The sequence below is a fragment of the Serratia sp. X3 genome (assembly GCF_014982455.1).
In the GTDB taxonomy this organism is placed as follows: Bacteria; Pseudomonadota; Gammaproteobacteria; order Enterobacterales; family Enterobacteriaceae; genus Serratia; species Serratia ureilytica.
On record NZ_JADCNB010000005.1, the window covers coordinates 109,321 to 135,115 of the forward strand.

Below are 25,795 nucleotides of genomic sequence, written 5' to 3' on the forward strand. Positions count from 1 at the left end.
AGAACAAAATTTTAGTGGCGCAGATATTACCACAGACCGCCGGAATACCCGCAAAAAGGTATTAATCCAGCCATTTGGCCCAGCTGGCGCGCACCTGCTCGCGCTCGGCGGCAAACAGCTCGCTGCCGACCTTGCCGGAATGCTCCTGCAGCGCCAGGTGGTGGATCTCGTCGCGCATGGTGACATAGGCCTGGGTCAGCGCGCGCGCCTCCTCTTCCGGCATGATGTCGTAATTGGCCATCAGCTCGAAGATGCGCACGTTGTCCGACCAACGCGTCAGGCGCGGTTCACCCGGCGCATAGCGTAAGACCAGATATTGGGCGATAAATTCGATGTCGGTAATGCCACCCTCATCGGCCTTGATATCAAACAGATCGCGCTGCTTGTTGCCGAGATGGTTGCGCATCTTTTCGCGCATCTCGCGCACTTCGCGCTTCAGGGTCTGCGCATCGCGCGTTTTGCACAGGATCTCGCGCCGGATCGCGTCGAACTGCTGATGCAGCGCCGGATCGCCGTGCACGATGCGCGCGCGCACCAGGGCCTGATGCTCCCAGGTCCAGGCTTCGTTTTGCTGGTAGTCGGCGAATGCCTCGACGGTGCTGACCAACATCCCCGCGGCGCCGGAAGGCCGCAGGCGCGCGTCCACCTCATACAGAATGCCGGAGGAGGTGCGGGTGCTGAACAGATGCATCACCCGCTGCGCCAGCCGCAGGTAGAACTGGCGGCCGTCGATGCAGCGATCGCCGTCGGTCATCACCTCCGGCGGGCAATCCAACAGGAACACCAGATCGAGATCGGAACTGTACCCGAGCTCCCAGCCGCCCAGTTTGCCATAGCCGATTACCGCAAAGCCGCGCCCCTCCCGCTCCTGCAAATGGGTGGGCTGGCCGTAGCGCGCCACCATGTCGCTCCAGGCCTGTTGCACCACCGCGTCGATGATCGCCTCAGCCAGATAAGTCAGGTGATCGCTCACTTTCATCACCGGCAGCGCCCCGGCGATATCCGCCGCGGCGATGCGCAACTGCTGCGCCTGTTTGAACTGACGCAGCGCCTCCAGCTTTTGCTCTTCATCGTCTTCCGGCACCCGCAGCAGGTACTGACGCAGCTCGCTGCGGTAGGCGTCCAGCGCCACCGGCTGATACAGCGTGGCCGGATCCAGCAGTTCGTCCAGCAACAGCGGGTAACGCGACAGCTGGTTGGCGACCATCGGCGACGCGGCGCACAGGCGGATCAGATGGCTGAGCGCCGCGTGATACTCCACCAGCAACTCGAGGTAGGTGGTGCGGGTGACGATGCTCAGCAGCAGCTGCGCCAGCCGCACCAGCGCAGTCGGCGCGTCCTGCCGCGGGCATACCTCCGCCAGCAGGCGCGGCATCAGCTGATCGAGCACGTCGCGGCCGCGCGGGCCGATGGTGCGTTTGTCTACGTCGTGGCGGAAATCGGCGATGGTGCGCAGCATCTGTCGGCGCCCCTCTTCATCGAGGTGCGGCGTCAGCGGCGCCAGCTCGTTCTCCTCCAGCGCGTCCTGCCACAGGCTGTGGTAGTGCTGATAGTCGGGATCTTCGCCGACATCCGGGCTATCGTCGCCGATCAGGTCGTCGAACACCGCACGCACCGCCTGCATGTGCACGTCCAGCGCCGCCATCAGCGCCGGCCAATCCGCCAACCCCATGCCGTAGGCCAACCGGGCCTGATCGAGCGCCTCCTGCGGCAGCGTCTGGGTTTGCTGATCGCCGATCGCCTGCAGCAGGTTCTCCAGCCGCCGCAGGAACAGGTAGGCGGCGCTCAGCGCCCGCACCTGCTCGCTTTCCAGCAGCCCCAGCTCGCCCACCGCCTGCAGCGTCGGCAGCAGCGAACGCCCCTGCAACGCCGGTTCACGGCCGCCGCGGATCAGCTGGAATACCTGGGTGATGAATTCGATTTCGCGAATGCCGCCGGCGCCCAGCTTGATGTTGTCCTTCAGGCCGCGCCGCCGCACTTCACGGGCGATCATGCCCTTCATGTTGCGCAGAGACTGAATGACGCTGAAATCAATGTAACGACGGAACACGAACGGACGCAGCGTTTTACGCAGCTCCTGGCTGTAGGCGTCTTCCGCCCCGCCCATCAGGCGCGCCTTTACCATCGCATAGCGCTCCCAGTCACGCCCCTGTTCCTGGTAGTAATCCTCCAGCGCCGCAAAGCTCATCACCAACGGGCCGCTGTCGCCGAACGGCCGCAGCCGCATGTCCACGCGATAGACGAAGCCATCGATGGTCTGTTGATCCAGCGCCTTGATCAGCCGCTGGCCGAGACGGGTGAAGAACTGGGCGTTATCCAGCTCGCGCCGCCCGCCCTGGGTTTGACCATTTTCCGGGTAAGCGAAGATCAGATCGATGTCCGACGAGAAGTTCAGTTCGCCGCCGCCCAGCTTGCCCATGCCGAGAACCAGCAGCGGCTGCGGTTCGCCGTCGGCATTGCACGGCGTGCCCCACTCGCGGCAACAGGTTTGATACAGCCAGTCGCGCGCGCTGACGATCAGCGTCTCCGCCAGCCCGCTCAGCTGCAGCAACGTTTCTTCGGTCGAACACAGCCCCTGCGCCTGCGCCCAGGCGATGCGCACCAGCGTTTCGCGGCGAAACAGACGCAGCGTGCGCATCAGTTGCGCTTCGTCGCGCACCTCTTCCAGCTCGTCCTGCAACCAGGCGGCGTAGTGTTGCCACTCGCCGGGCGCCGGCGGCTGTTCGCGCAGCGTCGCCAACCAGGCCGGCTGGGCGAGCAGCGCGTCGCTGACGAAGTCGCTCGACGCCAGCACCCACTGCTCTTGCTCGCTAAAGGCGCAGTCCGCGCCGTGAACTTCCTGAAAACGCTGCACAACCTGCTGTGCCTGAGCCTGTAACGCGGCTGAAAGTGGCGACATAGTGTTTGACCCGTTCTGCGGCCCACGGCTGGCGGGCCGGCTGGATTAACGAAGCGCGCCGTTTAACCAGAATGGCGCATGCGATAAGGCCTGTTTGCGGCTGGCTTCATACCAGCCCTGGCGGCGCTCGCTCAGCGCCGCCTGCAGCTCGCGCCAGGCGTCGATATAAGGCCCGGTCTGCTCGTCGGGGTAAGCGCCCGACAGCAGGACCAGCGCCGAAATCTGACGCGTCAGGCGCGGCAATTGTTCCTGATATTCATCTTCGTTCAGCGTACGGCTGAAGGCTTCTTTCAGCTCCGCGCCGCTGCGCCCCAGCATGATGTCGCTGAAGCGTTTGAATGAACTGTCCAGTTTGGCCTGCCCTTTAGCGTCGATGAACGGCCGCCAGGCGCCGCTCACCAGCCATGATGTGAGCGCCAACTTACATTGCAGATAGGCCGCGCTGTAGCACAAGCTCTCCGGTTGCGCGGCTTTGTCCGCCAACAGCGGTTCGAGTTCGGTCAGGCGGGCGCGCAGATCGGCGCTGGCCTTGCGCGGCACCAGGCCGCCGAAGATCACCAGCGCCTGGCGGATCGCGCCAACCGCTTCGAGGACCGCCCCGCGCGCCTGCGCATCGCCGCGCAACCACAGCTCTTCATGATACTGCCAATGGCTGAGCGCCAGCTCGAAGGCGGCGATCATCCCCTGCTCCACGGTCGCCTTGGCCGCCGGCTTCAGCACCCGCAGCGGGCGCACCTCGCGCGGCGGATTGCCCTGCGCCAGGTGATAGCCGCGCGCCGCCTTGCTCAGGCTGCCCTGACGCAGCCCGCCATGGGCCGCCAGCTCGCCGGCCAACGCCAGCAGATCGGCGGTGTTGCCTTTCAGCAGCTCCAGTTCGATCTCGCGCAGGGCTTCGCTGAGGTCACCGGCGCGCACCTCTCCCTGATCCAAGCCAATCTCGATCTCGCTTTGGCCGTAAGTGACCACCCACTTTTCACGCGCGAAGTCGGTACGGAACAGCGGCTGCAAAGCCTGCTGCAGCGCCGCGATATCACAATCCTGCGGCCAGATGTCGGCAGGAAACTGCGCCAGCGCCAGCTGCGGCTCGGCGATAGCGACGTTGTATTCCGGACGTTGGTGCAGGCCGGCCACCACTTTACCGGCGGTTTTGATGGTCATCTCATAACGATCGTCGAAACCGCGAATGCGCAGCCCCATGTCGTGACTGCGCAGGAAGTTATCGGCCGTTTCGAAGTAAATGTTGGTCAGTTTTTGCGGCGCGGAATGCTGATGCGGCCAGGCGGCAAGCCATTGCGGCAGAGCGGCCACCGCTTGCGGCGCGGCGATGAATTTCAGTTCAATTTCAACGGTCATAATTCTTTAACACCAATAAGTTATGCATTCACGTCTGTTTCAGCGCGGCGCGTTCGGCCCGCCGCATACTGCCCAATGACGCACAGTTGCCGTTATCTTACCGCGATTCCCGGCGCCTTAACCCTGCTAACTGTAGAAAAAACCTGTTACGTTATAAAACGCCGCGCAACTCACAGAATCAGCCACAGTAAGATAGTTCTCATTCCGGTTTTGGCGTTGCGTCGTCAGACTGAACGCTCTACTATCGTTCCATAAATTCACCCAGAAACGATGAACTAATGCAGAAATTACGCCTGATTTGCCTTGCCGCGCTGAGCTTCAGCATCACTTGGGGCGCACATGCCGAAGATAAACGCTATATCTCCGATGAGTTAAGCACTTACGTCCATAGCGGCCCAGGTAATCAGTACCGTATTGTCGGCACTCTGAACGCCGGTGAAGAAGTCACCCTGCTGAGCGTCAACGACAGCACCAACTACGGCCAGATCCGCGATCCGAAAGGCCGCACCACCTGGATCCCGCTCGACCAGCTCAGCCAGACGCCGAGCCTGCGCACCCGCGTGCCGGAGCTGGAACAACAGGTGAAAACCCTGACCGACAAGCTGGCCAACATCGATAACACCTGGAACCAGCGCACGGCGGAAATGCAGGAAAAAGTCGCGGGCAGCGACAGCACCATCAGCAGCCTGCAGAAGGAAAACCAGGATCTGAAAAACCAGCTGGTGGTCGCGCAGAAGAAGGTGAACGCCGTTAACCTGCAGCTCGACGACAAACAGCGCACCATTATTCTGCAGTGGTTCATGTACGGCGGCGGCGTCGCCGGCGTCGGCTTGCTGCTGGGCCTGCTGTTGCCGCACCTGATCCCGCGCCGCAAGAACAACAATCGCTGGATGAACTGATCTCAGTATCGTTCAGTTTGAGTATGGGCGCCTGCGGGCGCCCTTTTCATTGGCGCCGACATCCCGCGGCCAATTCATGTAATCTGATAGACAGAGCCTTACACGATATTCAGGAGTCAACAGTGCAGATTTATCTGGTCGGCGGCGCCGTTCGCGACAGCCTGCTCGACATTCCGGTGGTCGATCATGATTGGGTGGTGGTGGGCGCCACGCCGGCCGAGCTGCTGGCATTGGGCTACCAGCAGGTCGGCAAAGATTTTCCGGTATTCCTCAATCCCGACACCCACGAGGAGTACGCGCTGGCGCGCACCGAGCGCAAATCCGGCCAGGGGTACACCGGTTTTACCTGCTATGCCGCGCCGGACGTCACGCTGGAGGAGGATCTGCTGCGGCGCGATCTGACCATCAACGCCATCGCCCGTTCCGCCGAGGGGGAGCTGATAGATCCTTACGGCGGCGTGGCCGATCTGCAGGCGCGCGTGCTGCGCCACGTTTCCGACGCCTTCGGCGAAGATCCGCTGCGCGTACTGCGCGTGGCGCGCTTCACCGCCCGCTTCGCCCACCTGGGTTTTCGCATCGCCGACGAAACGCTCGCCCTGATGCGCCAGATGGCGCACAGCGGTGAACTGGCCGCGCTGACCGCCGAACGCGTCTGGAAAGAAACTGAAAAGGCACTGCAAAGCCAGAGCCCGCAGGTCTATTTTCAGGTGCTGCGCGACTGCGATGCGCTGGCGGTGCTGTTCCCGGAAATCGACGCGCTGTTCGGCGTGCCGGCCCCCGCCAAGTGGCACCCGGAGATCGACACCGGCGTGCACACGCTGATGGCTTTGGCGATCGCCGCCCGCCTCACGCCGGAGGTGGACGTGCGCTTCGCCACCCTGTGCCATGACCTCGGCAAGGGATTGACGCCAAAAGCGTTCTGGCCGCATCACCACGGCCACGGCCCGGCCGGCGTGCGGCTGGTTGAGGCGCTGTGCCAGCGGCTGCGGGTGCCCAACCCGGTGCGCGATCTGAGCAAGCTGGTGGCCGAGTACCATGATCTGATCCACACCGTGAACAAGCTGCGGCCGGAGACCCTATTGAAGCTGTTCGACGCCATCGACGTCTGGCGCAAGCCGCACCGGCTGGAGCAGATGATCCTGACCAGCGAGGCGGACGCACGCGGCCGTACCGGCTTTGAGGAGAATCCCTATCCGCAGGGCGACTATCTGCGTCAGGCGTATCAGGTGGCGAACGCGGTATCTATTAAAGAGGTGGTGGCCAGCGGGCTGCAGGGCACCGCGATCCGCGACGAGCTCAAACGCCGCCGCCAGCAGGCGCTGGCCGAGTGGAAGCTCACCCAAACCATCATCAACGATCAGGCATAAAAAAACCCCGCAGAGCGGGGTTTTTTCCTGGCGTGAAGGCTTACAGGAACACCATGTAAACCACGGCCGCCACGATAAAGCGGTAGATAGCGAACGGCACGAACGAGATGCGTTTGATCAGAGACAGGAAGGTCTTGATCGCAACCAGCGCCACCACGAAAGCGGTGACGAAACCGACGGCGAACATCGGCAGGTCGCCCCAGGTCAGGAAGTGCAGGCTCTTGTACAGATCCAGGCCGCTGGCGCCAATCATCATCGGCACAGCCAGAATGAAGGAGAACTCGGACGCCGCATAGCGGTTCACGCCCACCAGCATGCCGCCGGCGATAGTGGAACCCGAACGGGAGAAGCCCGGCCACAGCGCCAGACACTGGAAGCAGCCGATCATGAACGCCTGACGGTAAGTGATGTCATCCAACCCTTCCGCGCTAGGCTTCTTCGGCTTCAGCCATTCCGCCGCCAGCAGCAGCAGGCCGCCGACCACCAACGCGTACATCACGTTTTTCGGCGCAAACAGCGACTTGATGAAATCATGGAAGGCCAGCCCCAGCACCACCGCCGGGATCATCGCCAGCAGGATGTGCCCCAGCTTCAGCTGGCCGCTGGTTTTGCCTTCGTGCTCCACCGGCTTGCCGCCGAAATGGATGCCGATCAAACCGAACAACCGGCGCCAGAACATCACGACAACGGCCAGGATCGACCCCAACTGGATAATGACTTCAAAGGTTTTGGCTTTGTCGCCGGTAAAGCCCAGCCACTCGCCGACGATGATCATATGTCCGGTGGAAGAAACCGGCAAAAATTCGGTTAATCCCTCGACAACCCCAAGAACAAACGCAATAAACAGTGAATGCATGTCTGCCATGTGCTTCGCTCACCCCATAAAATAACGGCTATCACATAAAAAAGCGGCAATGCTTAAAGACAATGCCGCTAAAACAATTCTCAGGATTAAGACCAGGTTAACGGTCTTTCGTTGCAAGCAGATGACATAAAATCATGCGGGACGAGTGCCGCGCTCAATGATCACGCCGACCCGATTGGCATGTGCTACAGCGCCCGGTTTGCTGACCTTAATACGGACCCAGGGGGAATTGAAGCGCTTGAGCAAAATTTCAGATATTTCCTCCGCCACGCGCTCCACCAGCGCGAACCGGTTCGACTCCACGTGTTGGATCACGGCATCGCTGACGTCGGCATAGCTCAGACAGTCATTTACGTCGTCGCTGGCGGCGGCCGGCCGGTTATCCCAGCCCATTTCGATATCGAACACCAGCTTCTGACGAATGCCCTGTTCCCACTCATAAACGCCAATGGTGGTAATTACGGTAAGCTCTTCAATAAATACGATATCCATCACGTCATTCTCTGTTTTTGGCCTTGCCGGATACCACTTCCAGCGGAATGTGCGTATTATCCATAGATGTTGCGAGTAAAACGACCATTATTAAACGGAACCGCGTTATGAGTGCTACCGCGCTTGGCATGATTATCTTCGCGTATCTGTGCGGCTCGATTTCGAGCGCGATCCTGGTTTGCCGGATCGCCAGGCTGCCGGACCCGCGTGAACATGGCTCAGGAAACCCCGGGGCGACCAACGTCCTGCGCATCGGCGGCCGGCTGGCGGCGGCGGCGGTGCTGGTGTTCGATATTCTGAAAGGGATGTTGCCGGTCTGGCTGGCCTACAAACTCAATGTGCCGCCGCTGTATCTGGGCCTGACGGCGATCGCCGCCTGTCTTGGGCACATCTATCCGGTGTTCTTCCACTTTCGCGGCGGTAAAGGCGTGGCGACGGCGTTTGGCGCCATCGCGCCTATCGGCTGGGATCTGACCGGCCTGATGACCGGCACCTGGCTGCTGACGGTGTTGCTCAGCGGCTACTCCTCGCTCGGCGCCATCGTCAGCGCGCTGATCGCCCCGTTCTACGTCTGGTGGTTCAAACCGCAGTTCACCTTCCCGGTGGCGATGCTCTCCTGCCTGATCCTGATGCGGCATCACGACAATATTCAGCGCCTGTGGCGCGGCCAGGAAGGCAAGATTTGGGGCAAGTTCCGCAAGAAGAAAAACGACGCGGATGAGGATAACGGCGACCAGCCGAAAGACGAATAACGTAAGGGCCGGACTAACCGGCCCTTTGTTTTATACCGCAGGCAGTTCCGCCAGCGGCCAGCGCGGCCGCACCGACACGCTCAGCTCCGGGTTGGCGCCGCTCTTCAGCCGCACCATGCCGGCATAGGCGATCATCGCGCCGTTGTCGGTGCAAAATTCCGGGCGGGCATAGAACACTTCCCCGCCGCGTTTCTGCATCATCTCCGCCAGTTTGGCGCGCAGCGTGCGGTTGGCGCTCACGCCGCCGGCCATCACCAGGCGTTTGAAGCCGGTTTGCTCCAGCGCGCGTTTGCATTTGATCGCCAGCGTATCCACCACCGCATCCTCGAAGGCGCGGGCGATGTCGGCACGCGTCTGATCGTCGTTGCCGTTGGAGCGAATGGTGTTGGCGGCGAAGGTTTTCAGGCCGGAGAAGCTGAAGTCCAGCCCCGGACGATCGGTCATCGGCCGCGGGAAGGTGAAACGCCCCGCCGTGCCCTGCTGCGCCATCTTCGACAGCATCGGCCCGCCGGGATAATCCAGGCCGAGCAGCTTGGCGGTTTTGTCGAACGCTTCGCCGGCGGCATCGTCGATCGACTCGCCCAGCAGTTCATATTCACCGATGCCGGTGACGCTGATCAGCTGAGTGTGGCCGCCGGAGACCAGCAGCGCGACGAACGGGAACGCCGGCGGGTTATCTTCCAGCATCGGCGCCAGCAGGTGGCCTTCCATGTGGTGCACCGGCACCGCCGGCACGTTCCAGGCGAACGCCAGCGCGCGCCCGACGGTAGCGCCGACCAGCAGCGCGCCTACCAGGCCCGGCCCGGCGGTATAAGCCACGCCGTCGATATCGGCCGGGGTCAGGTTGGCCTCTTTCAGCGCCGCCTGAATCAGCGGCACGGTTTTGCGCACGTGATCGCGGGAGGCCAGTTCCGGCACCACGCCGCCGTAGTCGGCGTGCAGCTTCACCTGGCTGTATAATTGGTTGGCCAACAAACCGGTTTGATCGTCATACACTGCAATTCCGGTTTCATCGCAGGACGTTTCTATACCCAGTACTCGCATTACATTTCCCATCATTCACGTGCGGCCGCCAGTCTACCACATTCCGCCGCATTTACCGCCAGCGCGGCGCATCTTGTCACCGGCTTGCGCCTATGTCGATGATTCATCCAGAAAATGCCCAGGCGATTAAACACGAGCATTTTTTTCTGATTAGTCTATAATCAGCGCCCGGTGCAAAATTGCGCACGTTGCGGCAGAGCGACGCGGGTTTCAATTTGCGGTGATGCTTTACAAAGCAGCATCCATTGGAGTAAAATTCCGCACCATTTTGAAAAGGCTGGCGCTTGGCCAGCAGCAAACCGAATTTTATTGAGGTGAGAGGCACATGCCGGTAATTAAAGTACGTGAAAACGAGCCATTTGACGTTGCTCTGCGTCGTTTCAAACGCTCTTGCGAAAAAGCGGGTGTTTTAGCTGAAGTTCGTCGTCGTGAGTTTTATGAAAAACCAACTACCGAACGTAAACGCGCTAAAGCTTCTGCTGTGAAACGTCACGCGAAGAAACTGGCTCGCGAAAACGCACGCCGCACTCGTCTGTATTAATTCTTCGGGGGCAACCCCACCGCGTGAATTTCTGATTTTCAAAATCGCGCAGACCGAGTAGTTGCATACGAAGGCCGTGCTTTCCGAAAGGAATGCGCGGCTTGTTCTCGTTTATAGGCTAATGAAGTAAGGGCTTATGGCTGGACGAATTCCGCGCGTATTTATCAATGACTTGCTGGCTCGCACCGACATCGTCGATTTGATCGACGCCCGCGTGAAGCTCAAGAAGCAAGGCAAGAACTATCACGCGTGCTGTCCGTTCCACCACGAAAAGACGCCTTCCTTTACCGTTAATGGCGAAAAGCAGTTTTATCACTGTTTTGGATGTGGTGCGCACGGCAACGCCGTCGACTTTTTGATGAATTACGACCGACTCGAGTTTGTCGAAACCATCGAAGAGCTGGCGACCATGCACGGGTTGGAAGTGCCTTACGAAGCGGGCACCGGGCCGACCCAGATCGAACGCCATCAGCGCCAGAGCCTATACCAACTGATGGAACAGCTCAGCGCGTTCTATCAACAGTCACTGCAGCAGTCCTCCGGGGCGCCGGCGCGCAACTATTTGCAGCAGCGCGGATTAAGTGACGACGTTATTCGCCATTTCGCCATCGGCTTCGCGCCGGCGGGATGGGACAACGCCCTGAAGCGTTTCGGCCGCGACGCCGACTCGCGCCGCGCATTGAACGATGCCGGCATGCTGGTGACTAACGATCAGGGGCGTTCGTACGACCGTTTCCGCGAACGGGTAATGTTCCCCATCCGCGACAAGCGCGGGCGTGTGATCGCCTTCGGCGGCCGCGTATTGGGCGACGGCATGCCCAAGTACCTGAACTCGCCGGAAACCGAAGTTTTCCATAAGGGCCGCCAGCTGTACGGCCTGTATGAAGCACAGCAGAACCACCCTACCCTGCAGCGGCTGCTGGTGGTGGAAGGGTATATGGACGTGGTGGCGTTGGCGCAATTCGGCATCGATTATGCCGTCGCCTCGCTCGGCACCTCGACGACGGCTGAACACATTCAGCTGCTGTTCCGCGCCACCGACAACGTCGTCTGCTGTTACGATGGCGACCGCGCCGGCCGCGAAGCGGCCTGGCGAGCGCTGGAAACCGCGCTGCCGTACCTGAACGACGGGCGCCAGCTGCGGTTCATGTTTTTGCCCGACGGCGAAGACCCGGACACGCTGGTGCGCAAGGAAGGTAAAGAAGCCTTCGAGCAGCGAATGGAGCAGGCGCAGCCGCTGTCCACGTTCCTGTTCGAAAGCCTGCTGCCGCAGGTGGATTTGAGCAGCCCGGACGGGCGCGCCAAGCTGAGCACGCTGGCGCTGCCGCTGATTACTCAGGTGCCGGGCGAAACGTTGCGTTTGTACCTGCGTCAGGAGCTCGGCAACAAGCTGGGGCTGCTGGACGACAGCCAGCTCGACAAGCTGATGCCCAAGCAGGCTGAAAATGCGAATCCTTATCAGGCGCCCCAGCTAAAACGCACAACCATGCGTATACTGATAGGGTTACTGGTGCAAAATCCGCAGTTGGCTACACTTATCCCTTCGCTGGAAGGGTTGGAGCAGACCAAACAGGCGGGATTGCCGCTGTTCGTCGAACTGGTGCAGACCTGTTTGGCGCAGCCGGGCCTGACAACCGGGCAATTGCTGGAGCTGTATCGCGACAACAAATTCAGCCAGCAGCTTGAAACCTTGGCGACCTGGAACCATATGATCGTTGAGGACATGGTCGAACAGACCTTTTTGGATACGTTGGCCAGCCTGTACGACTCGGTGCTCGAGCAACGGCTGGAAACGCTGATCGCGCAGGCCAGAACGCGCGGCCTGAGCCCGGAGGAACGTGAAGAAGTCCGTTCCCTCAACCAGGTTTTAGCGAAGAAAAACTGAATACCAAACGGCTTAAGTGCCGATAATTGCGAGGGCAGAGCCCTGCACAGTGCCGCCATAGTGGGCCGCGGCGATAACGAAAACGCCCCAAATGCTATTGTTGGCGGTTTCGCCGACCGACACCAACCTAAATACTCTGAAGTGTGGATACCGTCTTATGGAGCAAAACCCGCAGTCACAGCTGAAGCTACTTGTCACCCGTGGTAAGGAGCAAGGCTATCTGACCTATGCTGAGGTCAATGACCATCTGCCGGAAGATATCGTCGACTCCGATCAGATCGAAGACATCATCCAGATGATTAACGACATGGGCATCCAGGTGATGGAAGAAGCACCGGACGCCGATGACCTGCTGCTCGCCGAAAACTCGAACAGCACGGACGAAGATGCGGAAGAAGCCGCCGCACAGGTTCTGTCCAGCGTGGAATCCGAAATCGGCCGCACCACCGACCCGGTGCGCATGTACATGCGCGAAATGGGTACCGTCGAACTGCTGACGCGCGAAGGCGAAATCGACATCGCCAAGCGCATCGAAGACGGCATCAACCAGGTTCAGTGCTCGGTTGCCGAATACCCGGAAGCCATCACCTATCTGCTTGAGCAGTACGATCGCGTCGAAGCGGGCGAAGCGCGCCTGTCCGACCTGATCACCGGCTTCGTCGATCCTAACGCGGAAGAGGACATCGCCCCAACCGCCACCCACATCGGTTCCGAACTGTCGAGCGAAGAGCAAGACGACGACGACGAAGATGAGGACGCCGAAGACGACGATACCGAAGACGACAACAGCATCGATCCTGAGCTGGCGCGTCAGAAGTTCGCCGAGCTGCGCGATCAGTACGAAGCAACCCGTCAGATGATCAAGAAAAACGGCCGCAGCCATGCCAGCGCCGCGGACGAGATCCTGAAGCTGTCTGAAGTGTTCAAGCAGTTCCGCCTGGTGCCGAAACAGTTCGACTTCCTGGTCAACAGCATGCGCACCATGATGGACCGCGTTCGCACCCAGGAACGCATCATCATGAAGCTGTGCGTTGAACAGTGCAAAATGCCGAAGAAAAACTTCGTCACCCTGTTCGCCGGCAACGAAACCAGCGATTCCTGGTTCGAAGCCGCGCTGGCGATGGCCAAGCCATGGTCGGAAAAGCTGAAAGACGTTGCTGAAGACGTGCAGCGCAGCCTGCAGAAACTGCGTCAGATCGAAGAAGAAACCGGCCTGACCATCGAGCAAGTCAAAGACATCAACCGTCGCATGTCGATCGGTGAAGCGAAAGCCCGCCGCGCGAAGAAAGAGATGGTTGAGGCCAACCTGCGTCTGGTTATTTCCATCGCCAAGAAATACACCAACCGCGGCCTGCAGTTCCTGGATCTGATCCAGGAAGGCAACATCGGCCTGATGAAAGCGGTAGACAAGTTCGAATACCGCCGCGGCTACAAGTTCTCGACATACGCCACCTGGTGGATCCGTCAGGCTATCACCCGCTCCATCGCCGACCAGGCGCGCACCATCCGTATTCCGGTGCATATGATTGAGACCATCAACAAGCTCAACCGTATTTCGCGCCAGATGCTGCAAGAGATGGGCCGCGAGCCGACGCCGGAAGAGCTGGCCGAGCGCATGCTGATGCCGGAAGACAAGATCCGCAAGGTGCTGAAGATCGCCAAAGAGCCAATCTCGATGGAAACACCGATCGGCGACGACGAAGATTCGCATCTGGGCGACTTCATCGAGGATACTACCCTCGAGCTGCCGCTGGATTCCGCGACCTCGGAAAGCCTTCGTTCCGCCACCCACGACGTGCTGGCCGGCCTGACCGCGCGCGAAGCGAAAGTGCTGCGCATGCGTTTCGGTATCGACATGAACACCGACCACACGCTGGAAGAGGTAGGCAAGCAGTTTGACGTTACCCGTGAGCGTATCCGTCAGATCGAAGCCAAGGCGCTGCGCAAGCTGCGTCACCCAAGCCGCTCCGAAGTGTTGCGCAGCTTCCTGGACGACTAAGTCCGGCTGCCGCATCAAAAACAAAAACCCCGGCCTGCCGGGGTTTTTTTATGCCTCAGAACATGCTGTTGCCGCTGGCGGTCTTCTCCGGCACCGGCTGCGTCACGTCCCAGTGCTCGACGATTTTTCCGGCGCTGTCGAGACGGAAGATATCGACGATCGCCGCGGTCTTGCCGGCCTCGCGTCCGCTGACCTCCACATGCAGGATCACGTAGTCGCCGTCGACGAACGCCTGTTTAATCTCGCTGTGCGAGTTGGGGTAACGCGTTTTCAGCAGCTCGACAAATTGACGAAATCCCTCCACGCCGTCTTGGGCATTGGGGTTATGCTGCTTGTACTGCTCACCCAAAAACGGCCGCGCCGCCGCAAAATCCTTGTTGTTGAGCCCCTGCCGATAAAACTCCAGCACGTTCTGCTTGTTGCGCGCTTCCTGCGGCGAATGCCCCGCCTGCGCGGCGCCGGTCACCAACAGCAGCGCCATCAAACAGCCTTTCATCATCGATGTCATCGCACACTCCCTTATGTCATTGCAGCGCCAGGAACAGCTCACGATAGCTGGCGGTAAGCTGCTCCAGCGTGGCGCGGTTCAACCCGCTGGGGTTGGGCAATACCCACACCTCGGTTTGCCCCAGCATCATAGCCTGCTTGCCCCAGGGCGCGTTTTTCACCCCAAAGGCGGTGGTGAACGCCTGCTTGCCCAGAATCGCCAGCGCACGCGGCTGATAGCGCAGGATCTTCTCTTGCAGCGCCTCGCCGCCGCTGCGCAACTCGTCACGCGACAGCTCGCTGGCCGCCACCGTCGGGCGCGCCACCAGCGCGGTAATGCCACAGCCATTATCCTTCAGCTGCTGCCACTGCTCCGGCGCCAGCTGGCTCTCGGTAAAACCGGCCTGATGGATCACCTTCCAGAAGCGATTGCTGCCGTTGGCGAAAGGGTAGCCTTGATGGGCGGAAGAAAGGCCGGGATTGATGCCGCAAAACACCACTCGCAGGTTGGGCGCCAGAAGTTCCATGAGTGTCGTGAGTCCATTGCAGGGATTTACTGCGGTTATCGCAAAATCCGCCAGCAATTACAACAGGCTAGAACTGTGCAGAAAAGCAACATACGGGCGGGTAACAGTAGACCGATGCTTAAGGATTCCCTATAATCTCGCGGCTTGGCCCCTTAGCTCAGTGGTTAGAGCAGGCGACTCATAATCGCTTGGTCGTTGGTTCAAACCCAACAGGGGCCACCAAATTTTAGCTTTAAAATCATATAGTTAAGCTACCTCTTGAGGTGACTTTTTTTTACCACAAATCACAGTGGCGATGAAATGGCGATGGGTTTTTGCCGCCACTTTGCTTTAGACATAAAAAAGCCCGCACTAAGCGGGCTATTTTTCTATGGGCTGATTACATCCACATAACCTGTTGCTGTCCTGCCACACTGGCACCGACCGGATGCGGCGGCACTGCATCTACCTGCCCCGGCGTCATGATCGCGCTATCATAGGTTTCCATCGTTTTAAACGTGTGACCGCAGTTAATATTTTGGCACTGATGATAACGCTCTTTCGTGTGTTGGCTCAGGTAACGACTAGTGCGGGCATGTGCCGCTGTTCTGCATAACGGGCAATGAAACATGATTAATTCCTCGTCACTAACACTGTTGCCGCCGATAATACCTCTCAGGACTCGAAACAGAATAAACTTTAAGTGAATTTACAATTCACTTTATGTGACCGCATAATTCACATCCGACAGCAAAACCTCAAACTCCAGTGCCGTCGTAAAACCGCCGTTACTCAAATTGTGCGTAACTTTGCTCACTATCCAGTCTTGCGCATCGATCGCCGCTTTAAACCCGTTGACGCGTACCGGCGTTTCCGGGGTGATGTTGGCCCGGCCCATCGCCAGCGACAGTGAGAACTCAGCCACACCGCGCTGAAGCTTTTCCCACTTGGCCTGTGCGGCGCGCATCGCGGCGGCCTTGGTGGCGTAAATTTTGGTGATCGCAAACACGTTATCGTCAGCCCCCACCAGATAGTCGCCTTTCGCCGCCTCCGCCGGTTTCCCCGGTTTTTTACTGCTGCCCGGCTTCGCCTTCGGGTGTTGCAGCGCACGCAAATGCTGCTCTTTTGGCTTGCGCTGCAGCTTCACTTTCTTCGGCTTCGGCTGTTTTGTGTTGAGCCAGCTCGCCGTAACGCCTGTGTAGGCATCCCGATCGGCAATGCTGAAACTGTGCTGATCGCCATCCTGCCGGGTGATGGTATACACCGGCAATGGCTTCCCGCCTACCGTGGCGCCGTTCCCCGGTCGCAACAACAGCAGAACGCCATTTTTCACCGCCGCCACCGCGCCGTTGAGCGTTGCGAGTCGGGTAATAAATGCCGCGTCCGTCTCCTGCGTCTGGTCGATATGGCTGATTTTGATGGTGCCCAGACCGGCGGCCAGCGAGGCTTTCAGCTTATTGCGCGCAGCCACCTTCTGCACAATGTCGCCCAGGGTGGTGTCGTGGTAGGACTCATCGCGCCGGGTGTTCAGCGAGCCGCGAAAATCCGCACTACGCGCGCGAATAGTCAACGTGTCCGGCGCGCCCCGGTGTTCGACCTCATCGACCGTAAACTGGCCTTTTGGCGTCAATGGCGAGCCTTGCCAGCCGAGCGCCAGCGACAGCACCGCATTGCGCTGAGGCATCGCCATCAGTCCGTCGCTGTCGTCCAGTTCGATGTCGAGCTGGTCGGCCTCAAAGCCCCGGTTATCCGTCAGCGATAGAGAAATCAGCCGCTTGCGGATGTTCTGCGTGATGTCGTTATCCTGCAGCAACAGCGAAAAATCCGGGGCAACTCGCGCCCCGGCTGGCAGGCTTACGCCGGTGATCATGATAACAACCCTCCCATCTCTCCGGCGGCCTTCCCGGCCATCTCTCCGGCTTTATCGTACAGTTCCCCGGCCTGCTGGCGCAGATCGCCAAACATCGCCGACAGGGATTCATCGACCCGCTTCATGTTGAGCGTGAACTCTGTGCGGCGCGGGCTGCCGTCGGCGAAAAACTCGGAGTGCGTTTCAGAAATCGACTCGATCACAAACATGCCGTAAATCGTGCCGGTGCCTTCAATCAGCGGCCACGCCCGGCCCTGCTCGGCCATCAGTTGCAGCGTCAGCAGTGACCAGCGGCCGCCGGTGATCTCCGGCAGCAGCACCCCGGACAGCGTAATTTTTTCCTCATCCATCCCCAGAAATTGCGCCGCCGGGCGCAGGCCAACGCGGCCGTTGCTCGGCCAGCGATATTCCGCGTTGCGGTTCATGGATTGATACGGCAGCGTCTGCAGCATAAAAACAAACAGGCCCAGCGTTAACATCATGGTTTTACCCTTCGTAGTTCATGCGGCTACGCGCGGCCGCCGCGTGTTTGCGTCGTTCGGCCTCAAGCTGGCGCGAGACTTCGCGCGCAATGGAGGCCGCATCTTGACCGGGGGCGCCGTACACCTGAATCGTGATCGGGGCCGACGCCATGGCAGGTGCCGCAGCCGGGGCCGACACCATCACCGGTGTTGACAGCGATAACATCGCCGCTGACAGCTCTGCCGTTTTCCGGCGCCCGGTGACATTGGCCGGGCCGTTGACGATCTCCGGGCCACGCTCGCCAACGATGCCGAACCGGCCACGCGGGATGATGCCGCCCTTGTCGAATGCCCCCGCATAGCTCGGCCCCGGCATCAGCTCAGGCGCCGGGCGATTGTATGAAATCGCCGGGTTAACCTCCGCCTCATCGTCGCCAAACTTCATCCAGTCAGGCAGCATATCCGTGAGGCTGGAAAACTTGTCTTTCAGCGCCTGCCAGCGCTCGCTAATGCCGTCAATGACCCCGTTAATCATGTTCATCCCGGCTTCTTTGAACTGCCCCGGCAGCGCTTTAGCCCCATTTACCAGCCCCTCCCATTTGCCATTAAGCCAGCCAGTCAGCCGATCCCATGCCTGAACCGTAGCGGCGCTCAGCGCCAGCCATGCCGCGTTAACACGCTCGCCGATGGTGTCCCAGACGGCGGCGGCACGCTCCGCGATACCGCTCGCAACGCCCCAGATGCCGGTCAGCAGGCCGGGCAATCCGCCCAACAGCTGCAACGGCAGGCTCAATCCGGCCGCGAGCCATTCACCGAACATGCGACCATAGCGCGCGGCCGTATGGAGTTCGGCCTGTGAAGATTTCACCGGCTCGATCAGCTTGCCGAACCACTGCCACACGTTGCGCACCATGCTAAGCAGCGGCGTAAATGCGCCTGCCAGCGGGACAAGCGCGGCGCGCATCGGCGCGAAAGCGGCGCTGAAGCCTTCGCCGATGCCCGTCAAAAAGGCGCTGATAGGCTCCCAATATTTACGGATAGTCAACGCCACACCGGCAATCACCGCCGCCGCCGCAACCACCGGCAAGGTGATCACACTGAATGCGGCCGCAATCCCGGCGCCGACGGTGGTAAAGACCGTTCCCAGCAGCCCGGCCCCGGCGATCAACATATTGACCCCGGCCATCACCGGCCATGCAATAAGGCCCAGCGCAGCGAGGCCACCGATCAGGGCCGTAACGCCCGCCGTGACTTTCACCAGCGTGCCGACCAGCTCAGGATTAGCCTTCACCCATGCCCCGGCCTTGGTGAGCCATTCGGTGGCGGAAACCGTGAGTTTGCGCAGCGCTGAATTCTGGCCGTCGAACACCTCAATGCGAACATCTTCCCAAGCCGAAAACAGGTTTTTCAGGTCGCCGTCGAGGTTGTCCACCTTCACTCGGGCAATCTGGGCCGTAGCCCCTTTTGACTGGGTGACGGTGCTGTGTTTTTCGGTCAGCTTGCCGTTACCGGCGGCATCAATCAGCTTGATAGCGCCTTTCATCGCCTCTTCGCCGAAAATGACTTTCAGGTATTCGGCCTGCTGCGCGGTGCCGAGCTTGTTGGTTTTAAACGAGCCGTTAATTTTCTTGAGGATGTTCGCGATCGGCAGCATGTTCCCTTTGCCGTCCTTGGTTTTTACGCCCAATTCTGACAACGCATCAGCCGCCTGCCCGACGGGCGCCTGTAACCGCGTAAACATCGCACTGGCCGCCGTACCGGCCATAGACCCCTTGATGCCGTTATCAGCCAACACGCCCAGCAAGGCGGTGGTGTCCTCGATACTGGCCCCGGCAGCCTCGGCGATCGGCGCGACGTACTTCATCGCTTCGCCAAAATCCATCAGGTTGCTGTTCGAGCTGGTGAAACCTTTGGTCATCACGTCCGCGACGCGCTGGATCTCGTCTATCGGCATGTTAAACGCCGATTGCATGTTGGTGATGATGTCGGCCGCGTCGGCGATGTCCAGATCAGAGGCCAGCGCCAGATTTACCGTTGATTCGGTCGATTTCAGAATGGCATCGCCGTTAAAGCCGGATTTTGCCAATACGGATTGCGTGCGGGCGACGTCCGTCGGCGAAAACGCAGTGGTGGCGCCAATATCCCGCGCCTGCTGGCGAATGGCGGCCAGTTGCTGGTCATCCTTCGCCAGCCCTAACGTGGCTTGCGTGTCTGACATCTGCCTGTCGAACTGCACCCCCGGCGCAATAAACGCCCCTTCAGCGACCAGCCCGGCGGTAGCGATACCCAGCCCGGCCGCGCTGGTATTACGGACAGCCGCGGTTGCCGATTGCCCGGCACGGTAACGCGCGCTGACGCGGTTAACCTGCTCTTGCTTCTTGCTCAGGCGTTCCAGCTCGCCGCGCTGGCGGCCCAGCGCTGTCGTGGCTTCACTGGCGCTGGCCTTCAACCGGCGCTGTTCGGCGCTCAGGTTCCGGGTAGCGATGCCGTCAGCGTTGAGCGCGTCACGCTGGCGCTGCACCGACTGGCGCAGGCCGTTGTATTTCGTCTGCAACTCGGCGGCGGCGCGCTTCGATGCCTCCAGCAAGCGCGCTTGCTGCGCCGTGGGCTTTTCCGTCGCCTTGAACTGGACGGCCAGCGCGGCCGCCTCTTCCTTGGCTTTCTTCAGTGCCTTGCCGGTGACAGCGAGCTGGCCCTGTGCCTTGCGAAACCCCTCAATCCGGGCACTTTGCGCGTCCAGTGCCTTGAGGGTTTGCTGCGTGGTTTTGATGTCACCGGCAAGCTGTTTGCTTGCCTGTTGGATACTCTTTAGCGGGCGGGTGGCTTGGTCTACGGCCTTCAGCAGCACCTGTAGCTGCAGGCTTTTACTCATCGTGATTAACTCCGCTGCGTTGCAGTGCCAAATGGCGCCAGTTCAACAGCTCCGTGAGCGTCATTCCGGCCATTTCAGACGGCGGCCAGTGGAAGATCACCGCGATGTCCGCCATCAGGTCATCAACGCCCAGCCGGGCGTCAGGGATTACGCCGCCGAGTTCGGCGACAAAAAACCGACCACTTTCCCGGCCAGCGCCACCAAATCCGGCAGCTCAAGGCGCGCGCATTCTTCTTTGGTCAGGTTAGGCACGGTCACGCGCGGCAGCACAACCAGCAGCGCGTCAACATCGGCGTTGGCGATCGCCGCCAGCCCGACGCCGCGCAGCGCGCCCGCGTTCGGTTTAATCACCTGCACCTCGGTGATGGTGGTTTCACCGCGCTGGATCGGGGTGTCGAGGGTAACGGTATTTTCTTTTGCGTCTTTCATGGTGTTCTCTCAAATCAGGGGGAAAAGGGCCAGCCCGGCGGGCTGGCGCCAAAATTACAGGCCGATCGCCTTGCGATGCTCGGCCAGCCGGTCAACGCCGTTGACCTTTTCGACCATATTCACCGTGTCGACTTCGATCAGCTCTTTGCCGTCCACGGTCAGCTTGAAGTAAGTACACTCGGTGGAAACCTTGGTTTCGGTATCCTCGCCCTGCTTGTACTCGCCAAAGTCGATTTCTTTGTGGCGGCCGCGCATCACCACTTCCACAGCGGACACCTCGCCGGTGTCGTCACGCTGGAAGGAACCGGCAAAGCGCAGCGGCACAGCATCGACGGCGCCCCACTGCTTCAGCACCAGCTCATCAATGCCGCCCATCGACCACTCAACGGCCAGCGCGTCATCGTCCAGCCCCATATCGATGAAGGCCGCGCCGTTCATTCCGCCGCCCCGGTATTTCTCCAGCTTGCGGGTGAGCTTCGGCAGCGTCAGCGAGGACACCACGCCCATGTAGCTGTAGCCGTCGTTGAACAGGTTCAGGTATTTCAGTTTTTTCGGCAGTGCCATGTTCTAACGTCTCCTTTAGCGGTTCACGGATGCCGCAAACGTCGCAAGATAGCGATCGGTGATGCGCTGGCGCAGGGTTAAATCTTCCAGCGGTGGCACCGGCGTGTAGTCGTAATCGATAAACAGCTTGCCCGCCTTCAGGGTTTCCTTGGTGTTGGCGCTTTCGTCGTACCAACAAGTGCCGTCGATAATCAGCCCGGCGGATTTCAGCTCGCGGAATTTCGCGTTGATACCGTCAATCATGTCGCGCACCAGCGTAGGCGTTACCGGGCGGTCAACGGCCCATAGGTGCGCCTCGGCCATGGTATCGGCCAGCACCTGCGCGGTGCGGGTGTAGTTCTCGAACAGGAACAACGGATCATCGGAACAGGTGCGGGAACCCCAGAATTTAAAGCCGTCTTTGCGAATAAGGGTGGTGACGCACGCTTGGTTTAACAGGTCAGCATCGGTGCCGGGCGCCTGCAAATCCCAGAACACGCTGGCGGTGATGCCGGTCACGCCGTTAACGCCAACGTTTGAAAGCGTCTTATGCCAGCCGGTTTCCGTGTCGATTTTTGCACGCAGGCCCAGCGCGCGGGCAGTGGCGTAGGCGATGTCGCTCTGGTTGGCGGTGGTGTTCCAGCTGACAAAATCCGGCCAGATCAGCATCAGCTCGCGCTGGCTGAAATTGTCGCGGTACTTGGTAGCCTCCTGCACGGTTTTGCAGCCGTGGGCGCTGATATAGCCGAACGCGCGCAACTGCTGGCAAATCCCGGCCAGCGCCGTCGCGACCTCCTGATTATCCAGCCCCGGCACGCCGAGGATGCGCGGCTTAACGCCCAGCTCAGCCTGTGCAGATAACAGCGCTTTCATGCCGGTATAGCGGCCTTCCGCATTCGCGCCGCCGATGATGTTGGAGGTGGTTTCCGCCGCGTCTTTGCCGGTGGCAACGCGGACAACTACCGTGACCGGCTTCGCCTGTTCAGCGATCGCCCGCAGCGACGCCGCCAGCGTGCCTTTTTTACCGGCCTTGCCGGAGGCGGCCAGTACGTCGGTGATCAGTACCGGGATATCGAGCGGGAAAACCGATGCGTCGGCATCCTCCGCCGTGCAGACCATGCCGACGATAGCCGTCGATACGGTGGAAATAACGCGGGTGCCGTCGTTGATTTCGACGACGCGCACGCCGTGATGATAATCGCCCATTAATTTGCTCCGGGTGGTGAGTAGGTGCAGGCATGATGACGCCCGGCACGCCGTGCCGCACGCGGTGGGTGCTGGAAGGCCGACCAGACAACAGGCAGAGCCGGATTGGGGGATTTTGAGGAAATAACGATCGCTCGCGCCGATCAATAACGCTGTATTGATCTATGCAATCAATTGGACGGATTTTAGCCGGGCGGGGTAATGTCGAAAGGTAGATGCGGCAACATCAGGGAATACCGCAAATACAAAAGCCCGCATCGCTGCGGGCTTTTTTCTTAGGCGGCGGGCGCCACCGGCCAGTCAATTTCCGGGGCTGACATATCAAGGCGATTCAGCGTCACGCGGTATTTTTTCCAGTCCGCCAACAGCGCTTTTTCTGCCTCGGTCGCCATATCCAAATCAACAGCATCCTGAAGCGGCGCAACAGCCTTACCCGCGATCGCCAGTAATTCATTTTTTCTGGCTTCAGCCCTCGCCATCATTTCTTCGGCAGAATAGGCGCGCTGGCTCACCTTCTTACCGTCAAACACCCACTCACCATTAGCCAGACAGCGCTTTGGTAGTTTCGTTGGGTTCAGCTCAACAACCGATAAGCCAATCGGCCACAGCATCGACACATCGCTGTTAATCGCGCAGATAATGCCGCTTTCGTCATAAGCCAGTTTTACGGTGTCCGGCGAAAACAATTTTTGCGCGGCGTACCAGTCAATACCGTTATCATCCTGAAGATAAATCACGTTCTCGCCGAGGAATAATTCTTCCGGCGTGTATCGCTTCAAATTCTTAATGTGTTGCATTTTACACCGTTCCAATTGTTGCCCATGTGCCGTTAATCAGGACCTGAACCGCTGAATAAGCGCCCCAGATTGAGGGGTTGTAGTTTGAGCCGGACATGCCGGTATAAACACAGCCCGACGGTAAATCGATGCGGCCGCCGGTATCCGCGATAACCGTGCGCCCGGCCATGCGCACGCCCTGAACCAGATTCTGATAGGCCCAGTTCTGCGCATTGTTCTGCGCAGCCGAGATATTTTGATTAAGCCAGTTGCTGAGGTATCCGCCCCAGCAGCTGCCTTGAACGTTACCGTCAGGGTGCCACGTCGTCCCGCTGGAGGTGGTGATCGCAGGCCATTTACCGCCGATATGAATACCCGACTCAAAAGCGGCGGCGCCGGTTCTGACATCCACAGAGAACGGACGCAGGGTGTTGAATGTGCCGTATTGGTCATTTTCGTTTGTCAGCAGCAGATAAAGCCGGTTGCCGTCATTGCGCCAGAAGGAACCGAACCCGCCGCCGACCATGCGATAATTATCAATGTGGGTAGATTGGATCTCCGCGCTGGTCTTTAGCGTCCCGGTTAGCTGCCCGCCAGTCTTCGCCAGATAGCGGCCATCTGCTTCGGTTTTATTCCACGCGTTAACGTCAGCGGCCAACAAATTGACATCGGCGGACAGCGGCTTACCGTTCACCTTGATAGAGCGCAGCGCGTATTTCTGCGCGGCTTGCGCGTCGGTCAGCGCGCCAACGTCAGCCGCCGTCGGTTTGTAGTCCGTCGTATAAACTCGCGCCCAGCGGAGCGAAGCCGCGCTGTCTTTTCGCATCGAGCGCAAGTAAAACGCCAAGTCGCCGGAGCCTACGGCAAATTGCACATTGCGGAACTCGTTCACTTTCCCGGTAAACAACACCCCCATGCCGCCCGGCACGGGATAGCCCTTATTGGTAGTGGTAACCAATGACTCAACGGTAAAGCCATTTTCGCGATTTAAGTCATCGTCTGCATTGGCGGTATTTTCGTTCGGGAATACAATACGCGGCAGAGTTAACGCCCCTTTCATCGTGTCGCCGGTCTGTTTTACATAGCGGCCATCCGCTTCGGTTTTGTTCCATGCGTTGACATCACCGGCCAACAGATTGACATCCCCGCTCAACGGTTTGCCGTTCACCTTGATGGATCGCAGCGCATATTTCTGCATAGCCTGCGCATCCGTCAGCGCACCGGTTTCTTGCGCGGTAGGCGGTTTCGCCGTCGTATAAATACGCGGATTTGCCCCCTGATTAGCTTCAGCTCCCCAATGCAGCTCGTCATCGATCCCCATACCAAGGCGCATTAACGCCTTTCCGGCGACTTGGAAACCGATTGATAAATTACTCTGTGCTGAAGGGCGGCTCATGACCAACGGCGTATGCTGGTTTCCCTCAATATTCAGTGAGTCCCCATCCGTTTCAGCGTTGCCGGGCTTAATAGCCAGTTTTTTAACCGTGCCGCCGGACAGCATCAGAAAACGGCCGTCAGCTTCGGTTTTACTCCATGCACCGACATCGGCGGCCGTTGGTTTGTAATCGGTGGTGTAAATCCGTGACCATACCACCCCATTTTCAGGACGGTTAGAACGGCCAATAAAACCATGCCCCAGCCCCGACACGCTGACATAGCCCGTTGAGGGTGCGGCATCGCAAGGCAGGCTCAGCACCCCGACGGCAATATTTCCAGCGATCGGCGGTTTGTTCTCAGAGGTCGCATTCAGCCGGTAAATTTGCGCAGTGTTGCAATAAGCGTTATCGAAAGCCCGCGCGCCCGCCCCCAGACCAAACGCGCCGACGGCCATCAGTTGCCCGCCTTCTACCCCTACGTTGCGCGTCGCGGCATCACCCAGCGCCAGATTGCCACGCGCGGCGGCCTTGTCGGGCAAGTCGGACAGATTGGCGGCCTTTTTCATGCTGGCATCGCTGACAGCTTTAAGCGCCTTCGGGGTGCTGGCTTTCGTTTCGTCGGTGCTGGTCGTTGCGCTGCTCAGCTGTACCAGCCCTTTCGCCGTGGTGCTGGCGTCCGGGTGGTTTCGGGTTTTCTCATGCGCGGCGATCGCGTCGGCCACAAAATCCTTGGTCGCCAGCACGGTGTCGCCACCGGCGATCACCTGAATCGCCTCGGTGCTGCTGACAATCAGGATCATGCGCAGCGTCTGCGTGCGGCCGCTGCCCTCTTCCAGCTTCGGCTTGTAGCTCTCCGCCATGTTGCTGACGGCAATCAGCGTCCCGGCCTCATCATAGAGGCCCATCTCACGCAGCCAGAAGCCGCCGACGTTCGCCGGAATAATCATCTCGGCCAGAATGTGATTTTTCAGCGCCTTATCGATAGTCAGCCCGTTGAGCGCCGCGCGGTATTTCTCGTTGACCAGCTTGGTCTGAGCCGGGTTAGGTGTCGGCAGCGTGCCGTTCCCGTCGCCGACAGCCATAGACACGATTTTCAACTGCGTGCCGCCCGCGCTGGCGGCGGCAATCTTGGCCGCCCCGGCGGTGGTAATAATCGCTTTGTATTTATTCATGA

General features: G+C 59.8%; 23 protein-coding genes and 1 tRNA gene. 7 read left to right on the forward strand and 17 right to left on the reverse strand.

Translation table 11 applies throughout. The features are described 5' to 3' along the window. Positions 1-61 precede the first annotated feature (61 nt). The gene (gene glnE / locus IMX17_RS18815; RefSeq protein ID WP_182265446.1) at positions 62-2,899 is read right to left on the reverse strand and encodes a bifunctional [glutamate--ammonia ligase]-adenylyl-L-tyrosine phosphorylase/[glutamate--ammonia-ligase] adenylyltransferase; all 2,838 of its coding nucleotides are present in this window, start codon (positions 2,897-2,899) and stop codon (positions 62-64) included. A 45-nt stretch (positions 2,900-2,944) separates the two neighbouring features. Then, positions 2,945-4,252, reverse strand: a complete 1,308-nt coding sequence (locus IMX17_RS18820) for an inorganic triphosphatase (protein ID WP_046897276.1) — start codon at positions 4,250-4,252, stop codon at positions 2,945-2,947. Between the two features lie 278 nt (positions 4,253-4,530). On the opposite strand from IMX17_RS18820, the gene IMX17_RS18825 reads away from it, so the two are divergent. After that, positions 4,531-5,151, forward strand: coding sequence for a TIGR04211 family SH3 domain-containing protein (locus IMX17_RS18825; RefSeq protein WP_033644594.1), 621 nt, complete (start codon positions 4,531-4,533; stop codon positions 5,149-5,151). Positions 5,152-5,273: 122 nt separating this feature from the next. Then, entirely contained in the window at positions 5,274-6,518 is a 1,245-nt protein-coding gene (locus IMX17_RS18830) for a multifunctional CCA addition/repair protein (RefSeq protein ID WP_046897275.1), read from the forward strand. Between the two features lie 40 nt (positions 6,519-6,558). On the opposite strand, the gene bacA is transcribed toward IMX17_RS18830, so the two are convergent. Then, positions 6,559-7,383 carry an undecaprenyl-diphosphate phosphatase gene (gene bacA, locus IMX17_RS18835; RefSeq protein WP_033644592.1) on the reverse strand — a complete coding sequence of 275 codons (825 nt, stop codon included), beginning with the start codon at positions 7,381-7,383 and terminating at the stop codon, positions 6,559-6,561. Between the two features lie 132 nt (positions 7,384-7,515). After that, positions 7,516-7,875: a bifunctional dihydroneopterin aldolase/7,8-dihydroneopterin epimerase gene (gene folB, locus IMX17_RS18840; protein ID WP_046897274.1), complete on the reverse strand. Its 360-nt coding sequence runs from the start codon at positions 7,873-7,875 to the stop codon at positions 7,516-7,518. Positions 7,876-7,982: 107 nt separating this feature from the next. Between folB and plsY the strand changes: the two genes are divergently transcribed. Beyond that, positions 7,983-8,627: a glycerol-3-phosphate 1-O-acyltransferase PlsY gene (gene plsY / locus IMX17_RS18845; protein ID WP_033644590.1), complete on the forward strand. Its 645-nt coding sequence runs from the start codon at positions 7,983-7,985 to the stop codon at positions 8,625-8,627. A 30-nt stretch (positions 8,628-8,657) separates the two neighbouring features. On the opposite strand, the gene tsaD is transcribed toward plsY, so the two are convergent. Further along, on the reverse strand, positions 8,658-9,671 hold the full coding sequence (tsaD, locus tag IMX17_RS18850) for a tRNA (adenosine(37)-N6)-threonylcarbamoyltransferase complex transferase subunit TsaD (protein WP_004937199.1): 1,014 nt from the start codon (positions 9,669-9,671) through the stop codon (positions 8,658-8,660). A 325-nt stretch (positions 9,672-9,996) separates the two neighbouring features. On the opposite strand from tsaD, the gene rpsU reads away from it, so the two are divergent. From rpsU to rpoD, 3 genes are all read left to right on the forward strand, one after another. Then, on the forward strand, positions 9,997-10,212 hold the full coding sequence (rpsU, locus tag IMX17_RS18855; RefSeq protein WP_001144069.1) for a 30S ribosomal protein S21: 216 nt from the start codon (positions 9,997-9,999) through the stop codon (positions 10,210-10,212). Between the two features lie 136 nt (positions 10,213-10,348). Beyond that, positions 10,349-12,097 (forward strand): DNA primase, encoded by a 1,749-nt coding sequence (dnaG, locus tag IMX17_RS18860; protein WP_019453084.1) that lies wholly within the window; start codon positions 10,349-10,351, stop codon positions 12,095-12,097. A gap of 157 nt (positions 12,098-12,254) precedes the next feature. After that, positions 12,255-14,096 (forward strand): RNA polymerase sigma factor RpoD, encoded by a 1,842-nt coding sequence (gene rpoD, locus IMX17_RS18865; RefSeq protein ID WP_019453085.1) that lies wholly within the window; start codon positions 12,255-12,257, stop codon positions 14,094-14,096. A gap of 55 nt (positions 14,097-14,151) precedes the next feature. Here rpoD and IMX17_RS18870 read toward each other — a convergent pair whose 3' ends face one another. Together IMX17_RS18870 and mug are read right to left on the reverse strand one after the other, a co-directional pair. Continuing rightward, on the reverse strand, positions 14,152-14,604 hold the full coding sequence (locus IMX17_RS18870) for a nuclear transport factor 2 family protein (protein WP_370571553.1): 453 nt from the start codon (positions 14,602-14,604) through the stop codon (positions 14,152-14,154). A gap of 16 nt (positions 14,605-14,620) precedes the next feature. Continuing rightward, positions 14,621-15,109, reverse strand: a complete 489-nt coding sequence (gene mug / locus IMX17_RS18875) for a G/U mismatch-specific DNA glycosylase (protein ID WP_033632050.1) — start codon at positions 15,107-15,109, stop codon at positions 14,621-14,623. Positions 15,110-15,255: 146 nt separating this feature from the next. On the opposite strand from mug, the gene IMX17_RS18880 reads away from it, so the two are divergent. Beyond that, positions 15,256-15,331: transfer RNA gene (locus tag IMX17_RS18880), tRNA-Ile, on the forward strand. 157 nt (positions 15,332-15,488) lie between these two features. Here the strand turns inward: IMX17_RS18880 and IMX17_RS18885 are convergent. From IMX17_RS18885 to IMX17_RS18930, 10 genes are all read right to left on the reverse strand, one after another. Next, entirely contained in the window at positions 15,489-15,719 is a 231-nt protein-coding gene (locus IMX17_RS18885; protein ID WP_071998163.1) for a DNA-binding transcriptional regulator, read from the reverse strand. Between the two features lie 90 nt (positions 15,720-15,809). Continuing rightward, entirely contained in the window at positions 15,810-16,958 is a 1,149-nt protein-coding gene (locus IMX17_RS18890; RefSeq protein WP_193550096.1) for a phage late control D family protein, read from the reverse strand. Further along, on the reverse strand, positions 16,955-17,440 hold the full coding sequence (locus IMX17_RS18895; protein WP_193550097.1) for a phage tail protein: 486 nt from the start codon (positions 17,438-17,440) through the stop codon (positions 16,955-16,957). Before IMX17_RS18895 ends, IMX17_RS18890 begins: the two co-directional genes overlap by 4 nt. Before the next feature lie 4 nt (positions 17,441-17,444). Next, entirely contained in the window at positions 17,445-20,291 is a 2,847-nt protein-coding gene (locus IMX17_RS18900; RefSeq protein WP_193550098.1) for a phage tail tape measure protein, read from the reverse strand. Continuing rightward, positions 20,284-20,406: a GpE family phage tail protein gene (locus tag IMX17_RS18905; RefSeq protein ID WP_023456045.1), complete on the reverse strand. Its 123-nt coding sequence runs from the start codon at positions 20,404-20,406 to the stop codon at positions 20,284-20,286. Before IMX17_RS18905 ends, IMX17_RS18900 begins: the two co-directional genes overlap by 8 nt. 32 nt (positions 20,407-20,438) lie before the next feature. Next, on the reverse strand, positions 20,439-20,720 hold the full coding sequence (locus IMX17_RS18910; protein WP_060418393.1) for a phage tail assembly protein: 282 nt from the start codon (positions 20,718-20,720) through the stop codon (positions 20,439-20,441). A 54-nt stretch (positions 20,721-20,774) separates the two neighbouring features. Continuing rightward, positions 20,775-21,284, reverse strand: a complete 510-nt coding sequence (locus IMX17_RS18915; protein WP_193550099.1) for a phage major tail tube protein — start codon at positions 21,282-21,284, stop codon at positions 20,775-20,777. 15 nt (positions 21,285-21,299) lie between these two features. Further along, complete coding sequence (locus IMX17_RS18920; protein ID WP_193550100.1) at positions 21,300-22,469, reverse strand: phage tail sheath protein; 1,170 nt, start codon at positions 22,467-22,469, stop codon at positions 21,300-21,302. Between the two features lie 275 nt (positions 22,470-22,744). Next, complete coding sequence (locus IMX17_RS18925) at positions 22,745-23,266, reverse strand: tail fiber assembly protein (protein WP_193550101.1); 522 nt, start codon at positions 23,264-23,266, stop codon at positions 22,745-22,747. A gap of 1 nt (position 23,267) precedes the next feature. Next, the gene (locus IMX17_RS18930) at positions 23,268-25,793 is read right to left on the reverse strand and encodes a phage tail protein (protein ID WP_193550102.1); all 2,526 of its coding nucleotides are present in this window, start codon (positions 25,791-25,793) and stop codon (positions 23,268-23,270) included. Positions 25,794-25,795: the final 2 nt, after the last annotated feature.